We start from the raw sequence: 19,954 nt of genomic DNA, 5'->3' as shown, positions 1-19,954 counted from the left end.
CCTTCATGACGCAGGACCGAGCCATGCCCACGCACCGACCGACTTTCTCCCAACGCCGCCGCCTGCTGCAGGCCGGCAGTGCCGCCCTTGCGCTGGCGGCCGGCGCCGGCGCCTTCGCCCAGACGGGGGCCCGGCGGACGCTGCGCGTGGGCTTCCAGAAGGGCGGTGGGCTGCTGGGCGTGCTCAAGGCGCAGGGCACGCTGGAGAAGGCGCTGGCGCCGCAGGGCTGGGCCGTGACCTGGCACGAGTTCCCGGCCGGCCCGCAGTTGCTGGAGGCGCTCAACGGCGGCAGCGTGGACGTCGGCTACACCGGCGCGCCGCCGCCGATCTTTGCCCAGGCCGCGGGCATTGCCCTGGTCTACATCGGCGCCGAGCCTTCGGGCCCGTCCGTCGAAGGCATCGTCGCGCTGCCCGACGCGCCCCTGCGCGACGCCGCCGACCTGCGCGGCAAGCGCGTGGCGGTGCAGAAGGGCTCCAGCGCCAACTTCCTGCTGGTGGCCGCGCTGGAGAAGGCCGGGCTGAAGCTCTCCGACGTCCAGCCGATCTACCTGCCGCCGGCCGACGCGCGCGCCGCCTTCGAGTCGCGCCGGGTCGATGCCTGGGCCATCTGGGACCCGTATCTGGCCGCGATCCAGCAGGCCGCCCGGGCGCGCGTGCTGGCCGACTACACCGGCCTGCTGCGCCCCAACGCCTTCTACGAAGCCTCGCGCGCCTTCGTCGACGCCCATCCCCGGACGGTGGCCGCCGTGCTCGAAGTCCTCGCCAAGGCCGGCGCCTGGGCCAGCGCCAACCCGCGCGCCGTGGCCGAGTTGCTGGCGCCGCAACTGGGCCTGCCGGTGGAGGTGGTGGAGACCTGGCAGCGCCGCACCACCTACGGCGTGCAGCCGCTGTCCGATGCGCTGGTGGCGGTGCAGCAGAAGGTGGCCGACACCTTCCATGCGCAGGGGCTGATCCCGAAGAAGATCGACGTGGCGGCGGCGGTCTGGCGCTGGAATCGGGGGTGAGCTTGCAAAAAGCTCAATGATGATGGCGGGTGGAATGCCGGAGGCCGGCTTTCCACCTGGGGCTTCCTCATGCCGGGTGGTCTGGATCGGTGAGTTTTTTTGACGCCGCTGCCGTGCCCACCCGCGCCACCATCACCTGGTCGATGCGGTAGCTGTCCACGTCCAGCACCTCGAACTTGTAGCCGCCCCAGGTCACGCTGTCGGTGCGGCGCGGCACGCGGCGCAGCATGACCATGAGGAAGCCGGCCAGGGTTTCGTAGTCGCCCTCGTGCGGCAGGGATTCCAGGTCCAGCGCGCGCAGCACGTCCTGGATCGGGGTGACGCCGTCGATCAGCCAGGAGTTCTCGTCGCGCCGCACGATCTGCTCCTCGTCCAGCGGCGATATCAGGTCGCCCATGACGGTGCTCATGACGTCGTTGAGGGTGACCACGCCCACCACCAGGCTGTACTCGTTGACGATGACGGCGAAGTCCTCGCCCACCAGGCGGAACTGGTCCAGCACCTCGGCCAGGGTCAGGCTGTCGGGCACGATCAGCACCTTGCGCACCAGCGCGTTGTCGTCGAGCGAGATCGGCTGGTTGTTGAGCACGCGCTGGAACAGGTCCTTGGCGTCCACGTAGCCCACCACGTGGTCGATGTCGCCCTCGCACACCGGGTAGGTGGAGAAGGGCTCGGCCGCGATGCGCGCGCGGATCACCGCGTCCGGGTCGTCGCGCAGGAAGTAGGCGATGCGGTCGCGCGGCGACATGGCGCTGGCGACGGTGCGGGTGTCCAGCTCGAACACGTTGGCGATCACCTGCTGCTCGCGCGCGGCCAGCACGCCGGCCAGCGCGCCGGCCTCGGTCATGGCCAGAATGTCTTCGGAGGTGATCCGGTCGTCGCGCTGCAGCGGCAGCCCGAACAGGCCGAACAGCCCGTCCGCGCCCTTGCTGTAGACCCAGGTGAGCGGGCGCAGCAGCGACTGCAACAGTTGCATGGGGCGCGCGGTGCGCACCGCCAGGCGCTCGGGCGCGGTCATGGCCAGCCGCTTGGGGAACAGGTCGGCGAACAGGATGAAGAAGGAGGTGACGATGGCGAACGAGGCCAGGAAGCCCGCCGTCTCCGCCGCGGCCTGGCCCAGGCCGAGCGAGAACAGCGCGGTGAAGGCCGGGCTCAGCGCGCCTTCGCCGACGATGCCGCCCAGGATGGCGATGGCGTTCTGGCCGATCTGCGCCACGGTGAAGTAGGGCCCGGGCTGCTCCTGGATGCGCATCACGCGTTCGGCGCGCGCTTCGCCCTCGTCGGCCATCTGGCGCAGGCGCAGCCGGCGCGAGGCGGCCAGCGAGATCTCGGCGATGGAAAAGAAGGCGCTGGCGGCGATGAGCGCGGCAATGAGGAGCAGGCTGGTGGTCAGGGTCATGAAGGCGAAGGCAGCGCCACGGGGGCTATTCGCCAGAGTGTAGGGGCCGGGCGTGGCGGCGCGGCCCCCGGCCCTATTGCATGAACCCGATGCGGCTGCGCCGGTCCCCGGGGCGGGGCAGGTCGTCGCCGAGCAGCTCGGCGCGGCCGTCCAGCCGCGCGTTGCCGAAGGCCACCATCAGCGCGCGGCGCATCTCGCGCGGGGCCAGCGCGGCCAGGCGCTCCAGCACCTCCTCCTGCGGGGCCTCGTCGAAGCGGCTGCCCCAGTCGTGGCCCGCGCGGATCGATTGGTACAGGCGCAGCGCGATGTGGCGCGCCTGCTCGGGCGAGGGCGGCGCCACCTCGAACACGTTCATGCGGTTGAGGATCGGGTCGGGGATGCCGCGCGCGTCGTTGGCGGTGGTGATCCACAGCACCTGGCTGGCGTCGATCGCGACCTCGGCGAACTCGTCCACGAAGGCGCTGGCAGTGTCGTGCTCCAGCAGGCTGTAGAGCGCGCCGAGCGGGTCGTACTGGGCGTCGCAGTTGGCCTTGTCGATCTCGTCCACCACGATCACCGGGTTGGCGTAGGTGCCGTCCACCAGCGCCTCGAACACCTTGCCCGGGCGCGAGCCCTTCCATTGCGAGGCCGAGCCCGACAGCAGCCAGCCGGCGGTCATGGAACCCATGGGCACCAGGTTCATGCCGGTGCCGATCAGGTCGGCCAACTGCCGCGCGAAATGCGTCTTGCCGATGCCCGGCGGCCCCAGCAGCAGCATGGGCGTGACCTCCAGGCCGTCGCGGCTGTCCTGCGCCAGCGCGACGTGGCGGCGCACGTCGTCCAGCACTTCGGTGAAGTTGGGCAGGTCGTCGTAGAGCGCGGCCATGTCGGGGACGCCGGCGGGCTTGACCTGGAAGCGCTCGGGGCCGCGTTCGAGCATGCGCTCGTAGGTGCTGCGCAGGCTTTCGTGCTCGCGCGCGTCGCCGGCGTGCTGCAGCTTGCCCAGCCGGCGCTCGACCTCGGCCGGGTCGAACACGCTGCGCACCTGCGCGATCGGCAGCGGGAAAGTGGATGAGGACTGGGTGACGAGGCTATGGGATTGCATCTGGCACTCCTTTACTTCTTCATCAGAAAAGCAACGCCTTCATTCGAGCACAAGCCGTGCCAGGCGTCCACCGGCGAACGCCCCAAAAAGCAACGGCGCGGCCGCCCTCATCGGGCGAACGCGCCGCGCGCGGGCGGGGCGGCGGATCAGGCCGCGTTGCCGGCCAGCACCTTCTGCAGCTCGCCGGACTCGTACATCTCCATCATGATGTCCGAGCCGCCGATGAACTCGCCCTTGACGTAGAGCTGCGGGATGGTCGGCCAGTGGCTGTATTCCTTGATGCCCTGGCGGATGCCGTCGTCCTCCAGCACGTTGACGGTCTTGATGGCCTTGGTGTCCACGCCGCAGGCCTTGAGCACCTGGATCGCGCGGCCGGAGAAGCCGCACATCGGAAAGCTGGCGCTGCCCTTCATGAAGAGCAGCACGTCGTTGGATTTGACGAGGGCGTCGATGCGTTGTTGGGCGTCACTCATGGGTCTCTCCTTCAGGGGGGTGGCGGCCGGAAGCGCCCGGCCGCGGCGGCCGCAATTATCGGCGGGATGGCAGAAGCCCGCCCGAGCAGCGTTCGATGCCTGCCAGGTCGCGGCGGCTTTGTACCGCGTCGAAGCCGGCGGCCTGCAACAGGGTGCGTACCGCGCCGGCCTGGTCCCAGCCGTGCTCCAGCAGCAGCCAGCCGCCCAGCGCGAGGTGCCCGGGCGCCTGGGCGATGATGCGGCGCAGCTCGTCCAGGCCGTCGGCGCCGGCCACCAGGGCCGATGGCGGCTCGTGCGCCAGGGCCGCCAGGTGCCGGTCGTCCGCCGCGATGTAGGGCGGGTTGGAGACGATCAGGCCGTAGCGCTCGCCGGCCGGCAGCGCGGCGTACCAGTCGCCCTGCAGAAGGCGCAGCGGCAGGCCCAGGCGGGCGGCGTTGCCGCGCGCCACCTCCAGCGCGCCGGCGCTGGCGTCCACCGCGCTCACCTGCGCGTCCGGCCGCGCGTGGCGCAGCGCCAGGGCGATGGCGCCGCTGCCGGTGCCCAGGTCCAGCACGCTGGGCGCGGTCTGGCCGGCCAGGCGCTCCAGCGCCCATTCGACCAGGGTTTCGGTGTCGGGCCGCGGCACCAGCACGCGGGCGTCCACCGCCAGCGGCAGGCCGAAGAATTCCTTCTCCCCGACCAGGTAGGCCAGCGGCTCGCCCGCGGCGCGGCGGCTGCAGAGGCCGCACAGCCGCTGCTGCGTGGCGGCGTCCAGCAGGTCGGTGTCGTGCGCCAGCAGCCAGGCGCGCTCGTGCGCGGGCCGTCCCAGCGCGTGCAGCAGCAGCAGTTGCGCATCGAGCCGCTCCAGGCCCAGCGCGCCGGCGGCCTGCAGGGCCTGGGCGATGCTGATGGGGGGGGCTTGGTTGCTATGCATTTAGTAGCTAAAAGCCCTTGTTCTACCTGGGCTACATGCCTTTTTTGTTCAGAATCAGGCGGCGGCGCCGACTTCCAGCTCGGCCAGTTGCTCGGCCTCGCGCGCGTGCTGCAGCGCGTCCAGCACCTCGCCCAGGTCGCCCTCCATGATGGCGAGCAGCTTGTAGAGCGTGAGGTTGATGCGGTGGTCGGTCAGCCGCCCCTGCGGGAAGTTGTAGGTGCGGATGCGGTCGCTGCGGTCGCCGCTGCCGATCAGGCCCTTGCGCATGGCGGCGTCCTTGGCGGCCTGCTCGCTGCGCTCCTTCTCCTGGATGCGCGCGGAGAGCACCTGCAGCGCCTTGGCCTTGTTGCGGTGCTGGCTGCGGTCGTCCTGGCATTCGGCCACGATGCCGGTCGGGATGTGCGTGATGCGCACGGCCGAGTCGGTCTTGTTGATGTGCTGGCCGCCGGCGCCGCTGGCGCGGTAGGTGTCGATGCGCAGGTCGGCCGGGTTGATCTGCACCGCCTGGGCCTCGTCCGGCTCGGGCAGCACGGCCACGGTGCAGGCGCTGGTGTGGATGCGGCCCTGGGTCTCGGTGGCCGGCACGCGCTGCACCCGGTGGCCGCCGGATTCGAAGCGCAGCCGGCCGTAGGCCTTGTCGCCGACGATGCGGAACACGATTTCCTTGTAGCCGCCCAGTTCGCTCTCGTTGGCGCTGACCACCTCGCAGCGCCAGCCGGCGCGCTCGCAGTAGCGGGTGTACATGCGCGCCAGGTCGCCGGCGAACAGGGCCGACTCGTCGCCGCCGGTGCCGGCGCGGATTTCCATGAAGGCGTTGCGGTCGTCGTCCGGGTCCTTGGGCAGCAGCAGGCGCTGCAGCTCGTCGGCCAGTTGCTGCAGCTCGGCCTCGGCGCTGGCGATTTCCTCCTGCGCCATCTCGGCCATGTCGGGGTCGTCGAGCATGCCGCGCGCGCCTTCGAGGTCGGCCTCGCGCTGCCGCAGGCGGGCGTAGCGGCCGGCGATCTGGGTCACCTCGGCATGCTCGCGCGAGAGCACGCGGTACTGCTCCATGTCGGCCATGATGTCCTCGCGCGAGAGCAGGAAGTCGAGTTCCTCGAGACGGACGGCGTAGCGGTCGAGCTGGTGGCGCAGGAAGGGTTTCACGGGGCTGGAGTCTGGAGCGCGCGCGAGGGCGGCGCAGGGCGGTTCGGGCGAGCGGCGATTATCCGCGACGGCCGCGGGCGCGCCCGCAGCGGGAATGATGGCCGCGCGTTGGCGGCTCAGGGCAATGGGTGTGCTATGAAATATATAGCTATAAGCCCAGGACATACCTGGGCTGCAGGCACTTTTTTCCCAGAAAAGGACGTCTCAGGACTTGTTGCGCAGGAAGAAGCGGGAAATCGTCTCGGCCGTCTGCTCGCGCTGTTCGGCGTTGCCGGCATGCAGCTCGCTGATGGCGCCGTGCAGCATCTTCTGCGTCAGGCCGCGCGAGAGCGCCTCCAGCACGGCGTCCACGTCCTCGCCGCGCGCCAGCAGCTTGCGGGCGCGGGCGATCTCGGCGCTACGCCAGGTATCGGCCTGGGCATGGAGCTGGCGGATCAGGGGCACGCTGCCCTTGACCGGATCGCGCTGGTCCATCCAGTGCATGAAGCTCTGCACGCCCGCGTCGATGATGGCCTCGGCCTGCGCCACGGCGGCCTGGCGGTTCGCCTGCGCGGTCTGCACCACGCTGGCCAGGTCGTCCACGGTGTAGAGGTAGACGTCTTCCAGGGCCTTGACTTCGGGCTCGATGTCGCGCGGCACGGCCAGGTCGACCATGAACATGGGGCGGTGCTTGCGGCGCTTGAGCGCGCGCTCGACCGCGCCCAGGCCGATGATCGGCAGCGTGCTGGCGGTGCAGCTCACCACCGCGTCGAACTCATGCAGGCGCTCGGGCAGGTCGCCCAGGCGCATGACCTCGCCGCCGAAGCGCGCGGCCAGCGCCTCGCCGCGCTCGTGCGTGCGGTTGGCCACGGCGATGGCCTTGGGGTTCCTGGCCGCGAAATGGGTGGCGGCCAGCTCGATCATCTCGCCCGCGCCGACGAACAGCACGCGGGTCTGCGCCAGGTCCTCGAACAACTGGCCGGCCAGGCGCACCGCGGCGGCGGCCATGCTGATCGAATGCGCGCCGATCTCGGTGGCGCTGCGCACTTCCTTGGCCACCGAGAACGAGCGCTGGAACAACTGGTTGAGCGTGCGGCCGAGCGCGCCGGCGCTCTCGGCCGCGCGCACCGCGTTCTTCATCTGGCCGAGGATCTGGGCCTCGCCCAGCACCATGGAGTCCAGGCCGCTGGCCACGCGAAAGGCATGGCGCGCGGCCGTGCCGTCTTCCAGGGTGTAGGCGTGCGACTGCAGCATCGAGGGCGTCACGCCGCCGGTCTGGGCCAGCCAGCCCAGGGTGTGGTCCAGGGCCGGATGCTCGCCGGCGCAGTAGATCTCGGTGCGGTTGCAGGTGGAGATGATGGCGGCTTCGACCGCCGGGTGGCGCGCCGGGAAGGAACCGCGCAGGCCCTGCAGCGTGGGCGCGATCTGGTCCAGCGCAAAGGCGAACCGGCCGCGCAGATCGAGCGGCGCGGTCGTGTGATTGATGCCCAGGGCCCAGACTGCCATTTGCGGATTATAAAATTTGTGGCTGCGCCCCAGGATTGTGCTTCCCTATCGCACTGAAAGCGAGCGCTCGTCTTCCCCAATCCCATGTCCTTGCCGCAGATCCTCGAGCACCTGCTGAACTTCCTGGCGCCCGCCTTCTGGATGGCGCCGGGCATGCTGCTGCTGGGCCGTTTCGTGGTGCCGGGGCCTTGCCGCATGGCCTGGCCGGGCCGGCTGGCGCTGCATCTGGCGGCCGGCGCCGGGGTGCTGCTGGCTGGCCTGGTGCTGACCGGCCACGACGGCCGCATGCTGACCTGGGTCGCGCTGGTGCTGGTGCTGGCCACCAGCGAATGGCTGCTGCGCCGGGGCTGGCGCCGCTGATTCAGGCCGGCGCGAACAGGTCGACGCGGTCGGTGATGATGCCGTCGGTGCCGAGCGCGATCAGCCGTTCGGCCGCCCAGGGGTCGTTCACGGTGTAGGAAAGCGTGCGCAGGCCGGCGCCCTGGGCCTGGGCCGCCGTGGCCGCATCCCAGAGCGCATGGTTGCAGACCACGGCCACGCAGCCCAGTGCCCGGGCCTCTTCCAGCCAGCCCTTGCGCGGGGTATCGAGCAGCAGTCCGCGCGGCAGGGCTGGCGCGCCGTGCCGGGCGCCGGCCAGGGCCTCGGGCTGGAACGAGGTGAGCAGCGGCGGCACCGCCGCGCCCTGCCAGAGGCGCGCGGCATGCCGTGCCACCACCTCGCCGGTCAGGCGCTCGGCCCCGGGCGTGGGCTTGATCTCTGCGTTGAGCTGAAAACCGTTGCGCAGGCAGTAGCGGGCGATGTTCCCGAAGCAGGGCAGCGGCTCGCCCGCATGGGCGCGCGAGTGCCAAGCGCCGGCGTCGCGCTGCGCCAGTTGGGCCCAGGGCTGCTCGCCGGCGACGCCGTGGCCGTCGGTGGTGCGCTCCAGCGTGGCGTCGTGCAGCAGGAAGGGCACGCCGTCGGCGCTGAGCTTCACGTCGCACTCGAACATGCGGTAGCCGTGCTGCGCCCCCAGGCGAAACGCCGCCAGCGTGTTCTCGGGCGCGAGCCGGCCGGCGCCGCGGTGGGCGATCCAGCGCGGGTAGGGCCAGGGGGGCGGGGCGGCGGGGCTCACGTGGGCTCTCCGAACTTGAGCAGGTTGCCGTGCGGGTCGATCACGTACAGCTCGCGCATACCCCAGGGGCGCTCGGCCGGCGGCTCGAGCACGAGGCCGCGCGCGGCGAAGTCGGCATGCAGCGCGCGCGTGTCGCCGCGCACATAGCAGGCGCTGTTCTCGGCGATGTGGCGTTCGTCGCAGGGCCAGAAGTGCAGCTCGCAGCCGTCGCGCGCGACGATCAGGTAGTCGTCGGCACGCAGCCGCACCGCAAAGCCCAGGCGCTCGGCGTAGAAGGCCGCGCTTTCGTCCAGGTCCAGCGAAGGCAGGACCGGCACGGCGGCATGCAGCAGCGGGGCGGACGTGCCGGCGCTCATATGCGCTTGCCGGTGGCCGCGTCGAACGTGTGCAGGCGCTCGCCGCGGGGCCGCACGTGCAGGATGGCGTCGGGTTGGGGCGCGTGCAGGCCCTCTTCGGCGCGGACGATCAGCGCGTCTTCGCCGAGGTGGCAGTAGATGAGGCGCTCGGCGCCGAGCAGCTCGACCGTGTCCACCGTGGCCGCCCAGGCGCCGGGCGTGCCGGCCTCGACGATGTCCAGGTGCTCGGGGCGGATGCCCAGCAGGGTGCCGGCGCGCACGCCGGGCGCGTGCTTGAGCAGGTTCATGGGCGGCGAGCCGATGAAGCTCGCGACGAAGGTGGAGGCCGGGCGGTGGTAGACCTCCTCGGGCGTGCCGAACTGCTCCATCACGCCGCCGTTCATCACGATCATGCGCTGGGCCAGCGTCATGGCCTCGACCTGGTCGTGCGTGACGAACAGCGAGGTGATGCCCAGTTCGCGGTGCAGCTTCTGGATTTCGAGGCGGGTCTGGGCGCGCAGCTTGGCGTCCAGGTTGGACAGCGGCTCGTCGAACAGGAACACCTGCGGCTGGCGCACGATGGCGCGGCCCATGGCCACGCGCTGGCGCTGCCCGCCCGACAGCTCGCGCGGCTTGCGCGCCAGCAGGTGGCCCAGTTCGAGGATCTTGGCGGCCTTGTCGACGCGGGTCTTGATCTCGTCCTTGGACAGCTTGGCGATCTTCAGGCCGTAGGCCATGTTGTCGAACACCGTCATGTGCGGGTACAGCGCGTAGTTCTGGAACACCATGGCGATGTCGCGTTCGGCCGGCTCCAGGTCGTTGACCACGCGCCCACCGATGGAGATGGTGCCGCCGCTGATCTCCTCCAATCCCGCGACCATGCGCAGGAGGGTGGACTTGCCGCAGCCCGAGGGGCCGACGATCACGATGAACTCGCCATCCGCCACCTCGGCGTTCACGCCGTGGATGACCTGGTTGACCTTCGGGCCGGTGCCGTAGCGCTTGACGACGTCCTTGAGGGAAATGGCTGCCATGTCGTTTCTGTTTCCTTGGTCGTTGTGGTGGCCCCCTGCAAGGGGCTGGCGGCTGCGCGCAGTGAGCGAGCCTTGGGGGTGCCTATTTTTCAGTGTCCACCAGGCCCTGGACGAACCACTTCTGCATCAGGATCACCACCACGGCGGGCGGCAGCATCGCCAGCAGCGCGGTGGCCATCACGATGTTCCATTCGTTCTGGCCGTCGCCGCCGGCGATCATGCGCTTGATGCCGATCACCACCGGGTACATGTCCTCGGTCGTGGTGGCCAGCAGGGGCCACAGGTACTGGTTCCAGCCATAGATGAACTGGATCACGAACAGCGCCGCGATGGAGGTCCTGGACAGCGGCACCAGCACGTCCTTGAAGAAGCGCATCGGGCCGGCGCCGTCCATGCGCGCGGCTTCCACCAGCTCGTCCGGCACGGTCAGGAAGAACTGCCGGAACAGGAAGGTGGCCGTGGCCGAGGCGATCAGGGGAATGGTCAGGCCGGCGTAGCTGTTGAGCATGCCGAGGTCCGAAACCACCTGGTAGGTCGGGCCGATGCGCACTTCCACCGGCAGCATCAGCGTGATGAAGATCATCCAGAAGCACAGCTGCTTGAACGGGAAGCGGAAGTACACCACCGCGAACGCCGACAGCAGGGAAATGGCGATCTTGCCGAAGGTGATGACCAGGGCCGACACCAGGCTCACCCACATCATGCGCGCCACCGGAGCGGTCGAGCCGGCGCCGGCCTCGCGGCCGAACAGCGCGGCCTTGTAGGTCTCCCAGAAGTGGGAGCCGGGCAGCAGCGGCATGGGGGCCTGCACGATCTCCTGCGCGGTATGCGTGGAGGCGACGAAGGCCAGGTAGAGGGGGAAAGCAACGATGGCAACGCCCAGGAGCACCACCACGTGGGCCAGGATGCCGGCGGTCAGGCGACGTTCAACCATCAGTAATTCACCTTTTTCTCGACATAGCGGAACTGCACCACCGTGAGCACCACGACGATGAGCATCAGCACCACCGACTGCGCGGCCGAGCCCCCCAGGTCCATGGCCTTGAAGCCGTCGTAGTACACCTTGTAGACCAGGATCGCGGTCTCCTTGCCCGGGCCGCCCTGGGTGGCTGCGTCAACGATGGCGAAGGTGTCGAAGAAGGCGTAGACCACGTTGATCACGAGCAGGAAGAAAGTGGTGGGCGACAGCAGCGGGAACTGGATCGTCCAGAAGCGGCGCCACGGGCGCGCGCCATCGATGGCGGCGGCCTCGATCAGCGACTTGGGGATGGACTGCAGGCCGGCCAGGAAGAACAGGAAGTTGTAGGAGATCTGCTTCCAGACCGAGGCCATGACGATCAGCGCCATGGCATGGTCGCCGTTGAGCAGGTGGTTCCACTCGAAGCCGAAATGGCCCAGGGCATACGACACCACGCCGAGCGACGGGGAGAACATGAAGACCCACAGCACGGCGGCCACCGCCGGCGCCACGGCATAGGGCACGACCAGCAGCGTCTTGTAGACCATAGCGCCGTGCACGATGCGGTCGGCGAACACCGCCAGCAGCAGCGACAGGCTGATGCCCAGCCCCGCCACCAGCACCGAGAACAGGGCGGTGGTCTTGAACGATTCGACGTAGGACGGATCGTCGAACAACTGGCGGAAGTTGGCCAGGCCCACCCATTCGGTGGAGGTGCCGAAGGCATCCTGCAATTGCAGCGACTGCACCAGAGCCTGGCTCGCCGGCCAGAAGAAGAAGACGAGGATCACCGCCATCTGGGGCAGCAGCAGCGCCCACGGAAGCCAGCGGGAGCGGAATATGACGCGTTTTTCCATAGGTCTTTCGGTGAACCGGCGGCGTGCGATTGCGCCTGACAAAGCAAATACCCTCCCCGTGCTACGGGGAGGGTATGGAAGGCTCAGCCCGGCGGCCAAGCGCCTGATCAGCCCTTGTTGGCTTTCTGAAAGCGCTCGAGCTGCTCGTTGCCGCGCTTGACGATGGAGTCGAGCGCTTCCTTGGGTGTCTTCTTGCCGTTCCAGACCTGTTCGAGTTCTTCGTCCTCGATGGCGCGGATCTGCACGTAGTTGCCCAGGCGGATGCCGCGGCTCTTGTCGGTCACCTTGCGGATCATCTGCGTCACGGCGACGTCGGTGCCAGGGTTCTGCTGGTAGAAGCCCGACTCCTCGGTCAGCTTGTAGGCCGCCGTGGTGACCGGCAGGTAGCCGGTGCGCTTGTGGCTGGCGGACTGCACCTCAGGGGTCGAGATGAAGCTGAAGAACTTGGCCACGCCCTTGTACTCGGCAGGTTTCTTGCCCGACATGACCCAAAGGCTGGCGCCGCCGATCACCGTGTTCTGCGGCGCGCCTGGCACGTCCGGGTAGTAGGGCAGGGGCGCCAGGCCGTAGGCGAACTTGGCGTTCTTCGCCACATTGCCGTAGAAGCCCGAGGAGGTGTTGATCATGGCGCATTCGCCGGAGACGAAGCTGGCTTCAGGAACATTGCCGCGCCCCTTGTAGATGAAGAGCCCCTGCTTGGCCATGTTGGCGAGGTTCTCGATGTGGCGCAGATGCAGCGGCGAGTCGACCTTCAGGCGCGCGTCCATGCCTTGCAGGCCATTGGCCTTGCTGGCGAACTCCACGTTGTGCCAGGCGGAAAAGCTCTCCAACTGGGTCCAGCCCTGCCAGGCGGTGGTGAAGGGGCACTTGTGGCCGGCGGCCTTGAGCTTGGCGGCCGCGACCACGACTTCGGGCCAGGTGGACGGCGCCTTGTCCGTGGGCAGGCCGGCGGCCTTGAAGGCATCCTTGTTGAAGTAGAAGATCGTGGTCGAGCTGTTGAATGGGAAGCTCAGCATCTGCCCGTTGGGCGCCGTGTAGTAGCCTGCCACGGCGGAGATGTAGCCGCTCGGGTCGAATTTCTCGCCCGCGTCCTTCATGACCTGGCCAACCGGGATGATGGCGCTCTTGCTGGCCATCATGGTGGCGGTGCCCACTTCGAACACTTGCAGGATGTGCGGCGCATTCCCGGCACGAAAAGCGGCAATCGAGGCGGTCATGGATTCGTCATACGAGCCCTTGTAGGTGGGCACGACCTTGTATTCCTTCTGGCTCTCGTTGAACTGCCTTGCCAGGTCATTGACCCATTCGCCATTGACGGCAGTCATCGAATGCCACCACTGGATTTCGGTCTGGGCAACGGCGGGGGCGGCCATGGCGGCCGCGAGCGCGGCAACCGAGGCCAGGCGCATGAACTTCATGAAGGGTTCTCCTTGAATCAAACAAGACAGGCGGGCGGCGAATCGTCAGCCTCGGCTGTGACACGTGCGTGTCATTCTGTGAACGCACCCAGGCGCGGGTAAGCGGGTAAACCCTTTCCGCCGCCCGCGCCGATGGACCGCGGCGCGGGGATGGAAATGGGGCTGGCGCCGACGCTCTGTTGCGTTGCACCATGCTAGCATCTCCGGCCCGTTTCCCGTGACTTCCGCGCGGCCCGTCAAGCGGCCGTCGTCCACTCGCCATGACCAAGACTTCCCTGGACAAAAGCAAGATCAAGTTTCTGCTGCTCGAGGGCATCCATGCTTCCGCCAGCGAGGTGCTGCGGCGTGCCGGCTATTCCCAGATCGAGACGCTGCCCAAGGCCTTGCAGGGCGAGGAACTCAAGGCCAGGCTGGCGGACGTGCATTTCCTCGGCATCCGCTCGCAGACCCAGTTGACGGCCGACGTGCTGGCGCACGCGCCCAGGCTGGTGGCGGCGGGCTGCTTCTGCATCGGCACCAACCAGGTCGATCTGCGGGCCGCGCGCGAACGCGGCGTGGCGATTTTCAATGCCCCCTATTCCAATACCCGCTCGGTCGCGGAGCTGGTGCTGGCCGAAGCCATCCTGCTGCTGCGCGGCGTGCCCGAGAAGAGCACATTGGCGCATCGCGGCGTCTGGCTGAAGTCGGCCGCCGATTCCTATGAGATCCGTGGCAAGACGCTGGGCATCGTGGGCTACGGCTCCATCGGCACCCAGCTCTCGGTGCTGGCCGAGGCGCTCGGCATGAAGGTCGCGTTCTACGACGTGGTCGCCAAGCTGCCGCTGGGCAATGCGCGCCAGATCCATTCGCTGACCGAACTGATGGCCACCAGCGACATCGTCACGCTGCACGTCCCCGAGACGCCGGCCACCCAGTGGATGGTGGGCGAGCCCGAGATCGCCGCCATGAAGCAGGGCGGCATCCTGATCAATGCCTCGCGCGGCACCGTGGTGCGCATCGAGGCGCTGGCCGACGCCATCCGCTCCAGGAAGCTGCTGGGCGCGGCGATCGACGTGTTCCCCACCGAGCCGGGCAGCAACAAGGAGGCCTTCGTCTCGCCGCTGCAGGGCCTGGACAACGTGATCCTGACCCCGCACATCGGCGGCTCCACCATGGAGGCGCAGGCCAACATCGGAACGGAAGTGGCCGAGAAGCTGGTCAAGTACAGCGACAACGGCACTACCACCTCTTCGGTGAACCTGCCCGAGGTGGCGCTGCCCTCGCAGGGCGGCCAGCACCGCCTGCTGCACATCCACCGGAACGTGCCGGGCGTGCTGTCGGAGATCAACCGGATCTTCTCCGACAACCACATCAACATCGCCGGCCAGTACCTGCAGACCAGCGAGGACGTGGGCTACGTCGTGATCGACATCGACGCCACCTCCTCCGACCTGGCGCTGGAGAAGCTGCTGCAGGTGCCGGGCACGATCAGGGCGCGCGTGCTGTTCTGAGGCGCCGGAGGCTTCGCGCGCGCGTTCCCGCGGCTGCGGTTGGCGCGCGAGCGGCATGAATGGCCGAGATGCTGGGGCGCATTGCGGCGCCTGCGCGTCGCGGACCAAACCGCTAAAATCCCGCTCCCGAGGCCCATGGGCGCCTGCCGCCCAACCCAGGTTATCCCCCGATGAATGCTCCCACCGCCCTGGCGGCGCTGTTGTCGCAGGCCGAAGGGCCTGCGCGACTGCGCGAGATCCCCTACAACTACACCTCGTTTTCCGACCGCGAGATCGTCATCCGCCTGCTGGGCGAGCGCGCCTGGGACGTGCTGCTGCAACTGCGCGGCGAGCGGCAGACCGGGCGCTCCGCGCGCATGCTCTACGAGGTGCTGGGCGACATCTGGGTGGTGCAGCGCAACCCCTATCTGCAGGACGACCTGCTGGACAACCCCAAGCGCCGGCGCCAGCTGGTGGAGGCGCTGCGGCACCGCCTGGCCGAGGTCGCCAAGCGCCGCACGCCGGGCGCCGACGCGCAGCGCGATGCCCTGGTGGTGGAGCTGCTGGGCCTGGTCGACGGCGCGGTCCGCAGCTTCGATGCGGAATTCGCGGCCGTGGCCGAGCTGCGCCGCCGCGCGCAGCGCAGCCTGGGCCGGCTCACGGCCAAAGACAACATCAAGTTCGACGGCCTGTCGCGCGTGGCCCACGTGACCGATGCCACCGACTGGCGCGTGGAATACCCCTTCGTCGTGCTCTGCCCCGACACCGAGGCCGAGATGGCCGGCCTGGTCAAGGGCTGCATCGAGCTGGGCCTGACCATCATCCCGCGCGGCGGCGGCACCGGCTACACCGGCGGCGCGATCCCGCTGACCTGGAAGAGCGCGGTCATCAACACCGAGAAGCTCGAGGCCATGACCGAGGTCGAGATGGTCGCGCTGCCCGGCCTCGATCAACCGGTGCCCACCATCTGGACCGAGGCCGGCGTGGTCACCCAGCGCGTGGCCGATGCGGCCGAGCGCGCGGGCTTCGTGTTCGCGGTGGACCCGACCTCGGCCGAGGCCTCCTGCGTGGGCGGCAACATCGCCATGAACGCTGGCGGCAAGAAGGCCGTGCTGTGGGGCACGGCGCTGGACAACCTGGCCTCCTGGCGCATGGTCACGCCCGATGCGCAGTGGCTGGAAGTCACCCGCATCGGCCACAACCTGGGCAAGATCCATGACGCCGAGGTGGCCAGCTTCGAGCTGCGCTACTTCGAGGCCGACGGCAGGACGCCGATCCGCACCGAGCGCCTGGACATCCCGGGCAAGACCTTCCGCAAGGAGGGCCTGGGCAAGGACGTGACCGACAAGTTCCTGTCGGGCCTGCCCGGCATCCAGAAGGAGGGCTGCGACGGCCTGATCACCAGCGGCCGCTGGGTGGTGCACCGCATGCCCGAGCACACCCGCACCGTGTGCCTGGAGTTCTTCGGCAACGCCAAGGACGCCGTGCCCAGCATCGTCGAGATCAAGGACTTCATGTTCGCCGAGCAGAAGCGTTCGGGTGTGCTGCTCGCGGGGCTGGAGCACCTGGACGACCGTTACCTGAAGGCGGTGGGCTACGCCACCAAGTCGAAGAAGCACGGCGGCCTGCCCAAGATGGTGCTGTTCGGCGACATCAGCGGCGACGACGCCGACGCGGTGGCGCGGGTCACTTCCGAGGTGGTGCGCATCGCCAACTCGCGCAGCGGCGAAGGCTTCGTCGCCATCAGCCCCGAGGCGCGCAAGAAGTTCTGGCTCGACCGCAAGCGCACGGCCGCCATCAGCAAGCACACCAACGCCTTCAAGATCAACGAGGACGTGGTGATCCCGCTGCCGCGCATGGCCGAGTACACCGACGGCATCGAGCGCATCAACATCGAGCTGAGCCTGCGCAACAAGCTGAAGCTGTGCGATGCGCTGGAGGACTTCCTCGCGCGCGGCGCGCTGCCCCTGGGCAAGACCGACGACGCCAGCGACATCCCCTCGGCCGAGCTGCTGGAGGACCGCGTGGCGCAGGCCGTGGCGCTGCTGCAGGAGGTGCGCGCGCAGTGGGCCGGCTGGCTGCAGGACGTCGAGGCGCTGTTCCCGCAGTTGCAGGACCACCGCCTGCGCGCGAGCTGGAAGACGCAGATCCGCCAGCCGCTGCAGAAGATCTTCGGCGGGGCGGAGTTCCTGCCGCTGCTCGACGAGGTGAACGCCATCCACCAGCGCGTGCTCAAGGGCCGCGTCTGGGTGGCGCTGCACATGCACGCGGGCGACGGCAACGTGCACACCAACATCCCGGTCAACAGCGACGACTACGACATGCTGCAGACCGCGCACGAGGCGGTGGCCCGCATCATGGTGCTGGCGCGCAGCCTGGACGGGGTGATCTCGGGCGAGCACGGCATCGGCATCACCAAGCTCGAGTTCCTGACCGACGAGGAGCTGCAGCCCTTCACCGACTACAAGCAGCGCGTGGACCCGCAAGGGCGCTTCAACAAGGGCAAGCTGCTGCGCGCCGGCGCTCCTGGTGCGCGCCATGCCGACCTGACCCATGCCTACACGCCGAGCTTCGGCCTGATGGGGCACGAGTCGCTGATCATGCGGCAGAGCGACATCGGCGCCATCGCCGATTCGGTCAAGGACTGCCTGCGCTGCGGCAAGTGCAAGCCGGTGTGCGCCACCCACGTGCCGCGCGCCAACCTGCTCTACAGCCCGCGCAACAAGATCCTCGCCACCTCGCTGCTGGTGGAGGCCTTCCTGTACGAAGAGCAGACCCGGCGCGGCGTGAGCATCAAGCACTGGCAGGAGTTCGAGGACGTGGCCGACCACTGCACCGTCTGCCACAAGTGCCTGTCGCCCTGCCCGGTGAAGATCGACTTCGGCGACGTGTCGATGAACATGCGCAACCTGCTGCGCAAGATGGGGCAGAAGAGCTTCCGCCCCGGCAACGCCGCGGCCATGTTCTTCCTCAACGCCACCAACCCCGAGACCATCAAGCTCATGCGCGGGGCGATGGTGGGCTTGGGCTTCAAGGCCCAGCGCGCGGCCAACCGGCTGCTGGGCGGCCTGGCGCGCCGGCAGACCGCGCGCCCGCCGGCCACCGTGGGCAAGGCGCCGCTGAAAGAGCAGGTGATCCACTTCGTCAACAAGAAGATGCCCGGCGGCCTGCCCAAGAAGACCGCGCGGGCGCTGCTCGACATCGAGGACCGCGACTACGTGCCGATCATCCGCAACCCGCGGGCCACCACGGCCGAAACCGAGGCGGTGTTCTACTTCCCCGGCTGCGGCTCCGAGCGCCTGTTCAGCCAGGTCGGCCTGGCCACGCAGGCCATGCTCTGGCACGCCGGCGTGCAGACCGTGCTGCCGCCGGGCTACCTGTGCTGCGGCTACCCGCAGAAGGGCAGCGGCCAGTTCGACGCGGCCGACAAGATCATCACCGACAACCGCGTGCTGTTCCACCGCGTGGCCAACACGCTCAACTACCTCGACATCAAGACCGTGGTGGTGAGCTGCGGCACCTGCTACGACCAGCTCCAGGGCTACGAGTTCGAGAAGATCTTCCCCGGCTGCCGCATCATCGACATCCACGAATACCTGCTGGAGAAGGGCATCACCCTGGCCGGCAAGGACGCCTACCTCTACCACGACCCCTGCCACACGCCCATGAAGCTGCAGGAGCCGATGAAGACGGTCAAGGCCCTGGTGGGCGAGAACGTGCTCAAGAGCGAGCGCTGCTGCGGCGAATCCGGCACGCTGGGCGTGACCCGGCCCGACATCTCCACCCAGGTCCGCTTCCGCAAGGAAGAGGAATTGAAGAAGGGCGAGGCGGCTCTGCGCATCAAGGCCGAGCTGCCGGCCGGATCCAACGTGAAGATCCTCACCAGTTGCCCGAGCTGCCTGCAGGGCCTGACCCGCTACGGCAACGACCTGAACAACGGCCTGCTCGAAGCCGACTACATCGTGGTCGAGATGGCGCGCCAGATCCTGGGCGAGCAATGGATGCCGCAGTACGTGGCGGCGGCCAACCAGGGCGGCATCGAACGGGTGCTGGTATGAGCTGTCCGCTGTGCGAGGGCGATGGCGGCAAGCGGGTCTGGAGCGGCCCGAAGTTCCGCGTGATCCGGGCCGATGAGTTCGGCTTCCCGGCGTTCTACCGGCTGGTCTGGCAGGCGCACGTGGGAGAATTTTCCGATCTGCCGGCAGAGGACCGCGTCCTGTGCATGGAGGCGGTGGCCACGGTCGAGCAGGTGCTGCGGCGCGAGCTGCGCCCGGCCAAGGTCAACCTGGCCTCGCTCGGCAACCTGGTGCCGCACTTGCACTGGCACCTCGTCGCGCGCTTCGAGGACGACAGCCACTTCCCCGCGCCGGTGTGGGCCGCTGCCGTGCGGCCGCGCGACACGGCGCACGAGGCGGCGCTGGCGCGGCGCCTGCCGGCCGTCGACGCCGCCATCGCGGCGCGCCTGGCGACGATGCAGGCCGGGGCATGATCGGCGCCTTGTCTTTCCCGGGAGCAGCTTCATGGCAGGCTTGACTGCGGGCGGCGCCACGCCGCAATCCATTACCGTGCACGGCGCGTCGCGGGTGCTGGAAATCAGCTTCTCCGACGGCGCGCACTTCCGCCTGCCGTTCGAGCTGCTGCGCGTGTTCTCGCCCTCGGCCGAGGTGAAGGGCCACGGCCCGGGGCAGGAAACCCTGCAGACCGGCAAGCGCGAGGTCGGCATCGTCGCGCTCGAGCCGGTCGGCAACTATGCGGTGCGGCCGATCTTCAGCGACGGCCACGAGACCGGCATCTACACCTGGGCCTACCTCTACGAACTGGGTGCGCAGCAGGCCGAGCGCTGGGCCGGCTACGAGGCGCGCCTGGCCGCCGCCGGCGTGGACCGCGACGCTCCCATGCCGCCGCGCGGGGGCGCCGGCTGCGGCGGCCACGGCTGAGAGGCGCAAGGCCGTGCGTGCCGCGGGCCTGCTGCAACATCAGGGCAATCGCATCTAACCAGAGCCCCCCATCCCCAGAGCCGCTCCCATGCCCATGAGGTGCTCCAGATAGGGCAGGCTCCAGCCAGCGCGCTTGCGCTTGGCCTGCAGCCCGAGCTTCACCGAGGTGTCGCGCGTGAGCATCTGCAGGGCCATGCGCCGCAGCAGGGACTGGTTGTGCGGGCCCTGATCCTTGTAGGACTGCGCGGCATCCTCGCGCAGGGCCACGTCCAGGCTCCAGTGCAACTGGTTCTCCACGCTCCAGTGCGCGCGGATGCTGTGGGCCAGCACATCT

The 19,954-nt window shown here is 68.9% G+C and carries 19 protein-coding genes; 6 read left to right on the top strand and 13 right to left on the bottom strand.

Annotated features, from left to right (window positions below; genetic code table 11):
- The first annotated feature begins 23 nt into the window (after positions 1–23).
- Positions 24–1,004 (top strand): aliphatic sulfonate ABC transporter substrate-binding protein, encoded by a 981-nt coding sequence (locus JHD63_RS05785; RefSeq protein ID WP_198969795.1) that lies wholly within the window; start codon positions 24–26, stop codon positions 1,002–1,004.
- Positions 1,005–1,071: 67 nt separating this feature from the next.
- Here the strand turns inward: JHD63_RS05785 and JHD63_RS05780 are convergent, their stop codons facing one another.
- From JHD63_RS05780 to hemA, 6 genes are all read right to left on the bottom strand, one after another.
- Complete coding sequence (locus tag JHD63_RS05780; protein WP_198969794.1) at positions 1,072–2,403, bottom strand: hemolysin family protein; 1,332 nt, start codon at positions 2,401–2,403, stop codon at positions 1,072–1,074.
- A gap of 73 nt (positions 2,404–2,476) precedes the next feature.
- Positions 2,477–3,487: an AAA family ATPase gene (locus JHD63_RS05775; protein ID WP_198969793.1), complete on the bottom strand. Its 1,011-nt coding sequence runs from the start codon at positions 3,485–3,487 to the stop codon at positions 2,477–2,479.
- Between the two features lie 146 nt (positions 3,488–3,633).
- Positions 3,634–3,960, bottom strand: a complete 327-nt coding sequence (gene grxD / locus JHD63_RS05770) for a Grx4 family monothiol glutaredoxin (RefSeq protein ID WP_198969792.1) — start codon at positions 3,958–3,960, stop codon at positions 3,634–3,636.
- A gap of 55 nt (positions 3,961–4,015) precedes the next feature.
- Positions 4,016–4,873 carry a peptide chain release factor N(5)-glutamine methyltransferase gene (gene prmC / locus JHD63_RS05765; protein WP_198969791.1) on the bottom strand — a complete coding sequence of 286 codons (858 nt, stop codon included), beginning with the start codon at positions 4,871–4,873 and terminating at the stop codon, positions 4,016–4,018.
- Positions 4,874–4,927: 54 nt separating this feature from the next.
- A complete protein-coding gene (gene prfA / locus JHD63_RS05760) occupies positions 4,928–6,016 on the bottom strand; it encodes a peptide chain release factor 1 (protein WP_198969790.1) in 1,089 nt (362 codons plus the stop codon).
- Between the two features lie 204 nt (positions 6,017–6,220).
- Positions 6,221–7,501, bottom strand: coding sequence for a glutamyl-tRNA reductase (gene hemA, locus JHD63_RS05755; protein ID WP_198969789.1), 1,281 nt, complete (start codon positions 7,499–7,501; stop codon positions 6,221–6,223).
- 90 nt (positions 7,502–7,591) lie between these two features.
- Between hemA and JHD63_RS05750 the strand changes: the two genes are divergently transcribed.
- On the top strand, positions 7,592–7,861 hold the full coding sequence (locus JHD63_RS05750) for a hypothetical protein (protein ID WP_370590403.1): 270 nt from the start codon (positions 7,592–7,594) through the stop codon (positions 7,859–7,861).
- 1 nt (position 7,862) lies between these two features.
- On the opposite strand, the gene ugpQ is transcribed toward JHD63_RS05750, so the two are convergent.
- The 6 genes from ugpQ to ugpB all read right to left on the bottom strand — a co-directional run bounded on the left by ugpQ (position 7,863) and on the right by ugpB (position 13,214).
- A complete protein-coding gene (ugpQ, locus tag JHD63_RS05745) occupies positions 7,863–8,612 on the bottom strand; it encodes a glycerophosphodiester phosphodiesterase (RefSeq protein ID WP_198969787.1) in 750 nt (249 codons plus the stop codon).
- Positions 8,609–8,968 (bottom strand): bleomycin resistance protein, encoded by a 360-nt coding sequence (locus tag JHD63_RS05740; protein ID WP_198969786.1) that lies wholly within the window; start codon positions 8,966–8,968, stop codon positions 8,609–8,611. Before JHD63_RS05740 ends, ugpQ begins: the two co-directional genes overlap by 4 nt.
- Positions 8,965–9,981: a sn-glycerol-3-phosphate import ATP-binding protein UgpC gene (locus tag JHD63_RS05735; protein WP_198969785.1), complete on the bottom strand. Its 1,017-nt coding sequence runs from the start codon at positions 9,979–9,981 to the stop codon at positions 8,965–8,967. Before JHD63_RS05735 ends, JHD63_RS05740 begins: the two co-directional genes overlap by 4 nt.
- Before the next feature lie 82 nt (positions 9,982–10,063).
- Complete coding sequence (gene ugpE / locus JHD63_RS05730; RefSeq protein ID WP_198969784.1) at positions 10,064–10,915, bottom strand: sn-glycerol-3-phosphate ABC transporter permease UgpE; 852 nt, start codon at positions 10,913–10,915, stop codon at positions 10,064–10,066.
- Positions 10,915–11,796 (bottom strand): sn-glycerol-3-phosphate ABC transporter permease UgpA, encoded by an 882-nt coding sequence (ugpA, locus tag JHD63_RS05725; protein ID WP_198969783.1) that lies wholly within the window; start codon positions 11,794–11,796, stop codon positions 10,915–10,917. Before ugpA ends, ugpE begins: the two co-directional genes overlap by 1 nt.
- A 107-nt stretch (positions 11,797–11,903) precedes the next feature.
- Complete coding sequence (gene ugpB / locus JHD63_RS05720; RefSeq protein WP_198969782.1) at positions 11,904–13,214, bottom strand: sn-glycerol-3-phosphate ABC transporter substrate-binding protein UgpB; 1,311 nt, start codon at positions 13,212–13,214, stop codon at positions 11,904–11,906.
- Positions 13,215–13,474: 260 nt separating this feature from the next.
- Between ugpB and serA the strand changes: the two genes are divergently transcribed.
- From serA to JHD63_RS05700, 4 genes are all read left to right on the top strand, one after another.
- A complete protein-coding gene (gene serA, locus JHD63_RS05715; protein ID WP_198969781.1) occupies positions 13,475–14,704 on the top strand; it encodes a phosphoglycerate dehydrogenase in 1,230 nt (409 codons plus the stop codon).
- A 170-nt stretch (positions 14,705–14,874) separates the two neighbouring features.
- Complete coding sequence (locus tag JHD63_RS05710) at positions 14,875–18,741, top strand: DUF3683 domain-containing protein (RefSeq protein WP_198969780.1); 3,867 nt, start codon at positions 14,875–14,877, stop codon at positions 18,739–18,741.
- Positions 18,738–19,172, top strand: a complete 435-nt coding sequence (locus tag JHD63_RS05705) for an HIT family protein (protein ID WP_198969779.1) — start codon at positions 18,738–18,740, stop codon at positions 19,170–19,172. Before JHD63_RS05710 ends, JHD63_RS05705 begins: the two co-directional genes overlap by 4 nt.
- Positions 19,173–19,203: 31 nt before the next feature.
- Positions 19,204–19,620 carry a gamma-butyrobetaine hydroxylase-like domain-containing protein gene (locus tag JHD63_RS05700; protein WP_198969778.1) on the top strand — a complete coding sequence of 139 codons (417 nt, stop codon included), beginning with the start codon at positions 19,204–19,206 and terminating at the stop codon, positions 19,618–19,620.
- A 54-nt stretch (positions 19,621–19,674) separates the two neighbouring features.
- Here the strand turns inward: JHD63_RS05700 and JHD63_RS05695 are convergent.
- A partial coding sequence (locus JHD63_RS05695) for a transposase (protein ID WP_198969777.1) occupies positions 19,675–19,954 on the bottom strand: 280 nt, incomplete at its 5' end.

Source organism: Xylophilus sp. ASV27 (assembly GCF_016428875.1).
Lineage (GTDB): Bacteria > Pseudomonadota > Gammaproteobacteria > Burkholderiales > Burkholderiaceae_C > Xylophilus.
Note: the sequence above shows the minus strand (reverse complement) of the source record. Positions and strands in the feature narration are given on the sequence as shown.

Bases quoted from the DNA above. Each gene is read 5' to 3' on its own strand.
- ugpE (WP_198969784.1), bottom strand. From the start codon at position 10,915: ATGGTTGAACGTCGCCTGACCGCCGGCATCCTGGCCCACGTGGTGGTG.
- JHD63_RS05710 (WP_198969780.1), top strand. From the start codon at position 14,875: ATGAATGCTCCCACCGCCCTGGCGGCGCTGTTGTCGCAGGCCGAAGGG.
- JHD63_RS05780 (WP_198969794.1), bottom strand. From the start codon at position 2,403: ATGACCCTGACCACCAGCCTGCTCCTCATTGCCGCGCTCATCGCCGCC.
- JHD63_RS05775 (WP_198969793.1), bottom strand. From the start codon at position 3,487: ATGCAATCCCATAGCCTCGTCACCCAGTCCTCATCCACTTTCCCGCTG.
- ugpA (WP_198969783.1), bottom strand. From the start codon at position 11,796: ATGGAAAAACGCGTCATATTCCGCTCCCGCTGGCTTCCGTGGGCGCTG.
- hemA (WP_198969789.1), bottom strand. From the start codon at position 7,501: ATGGCAGTCTGGGCCCTGGGCATCAATCACACGACCGCGCCGCTCGAT.
- JHD63_RS05705 (WP_198969779.1), top strand. From the start codon at position 18,738: ATGAGCTGTCCGCTGTGCGAGGGCGATGGCGGCAAGCGGGTCTGGAGC.
- JHD63_RS05735 (WP_198969785.1), bottom strand. From the start codon at position 9,981: ATGGCAGCCATTTCCCTCAAGGACGTCGTCAAGCGCTACGGCACCGGC.
- JHD63_RS05785 (WP_198969795.1), top strand. From the start codon at position 24: ATGCCCACGCACCGACCGACTTTCTCCCAACGCCGCCGCCTGCTGCAG.
- grxD (WP_198969792.1), bottom strand. From the start codon at position 3,960: ATGAGTGACGCCCAACAACGCATCGACGCCCTCGTCAAATCCAACGAC.
- prmC (WP_198969791.1), bottom strand. From the start codon at position 4,873: ATGCATAGCAACCAAGCCCCCCCCATCAGCATCGCCCAGGCCCTGCAG.
- serA (WP_198969781.1), top strand. From the start codon at position 13,475: ATGACCAAGACTTCCCTGGACAAAAGCAAGATCAAGTTTCTGCTGCTC.
- ugpB (WP_198969782.1), bottom strand. From the start codon at position 13,214: ATGAAGTTCATGCGCCTGGCCTCGGTTGCCGCGCTCGCGGCCGCCATG.
- JHD63_RS05700 (WP_198969778.1), top strand. From the start codon at position 19,204: ATGGCAGGCTTGACTGCGGGCGGCGCCACGCCGCAATCCATTACCGTG.
- JHD63_RS05740 (WP_198969786.1), bottom strand. From the start codon at position 8,968: ATGAGCGCCGGCACGTCCGCCCCGCTGCTGCATGCCGCCGTGCCGGTC.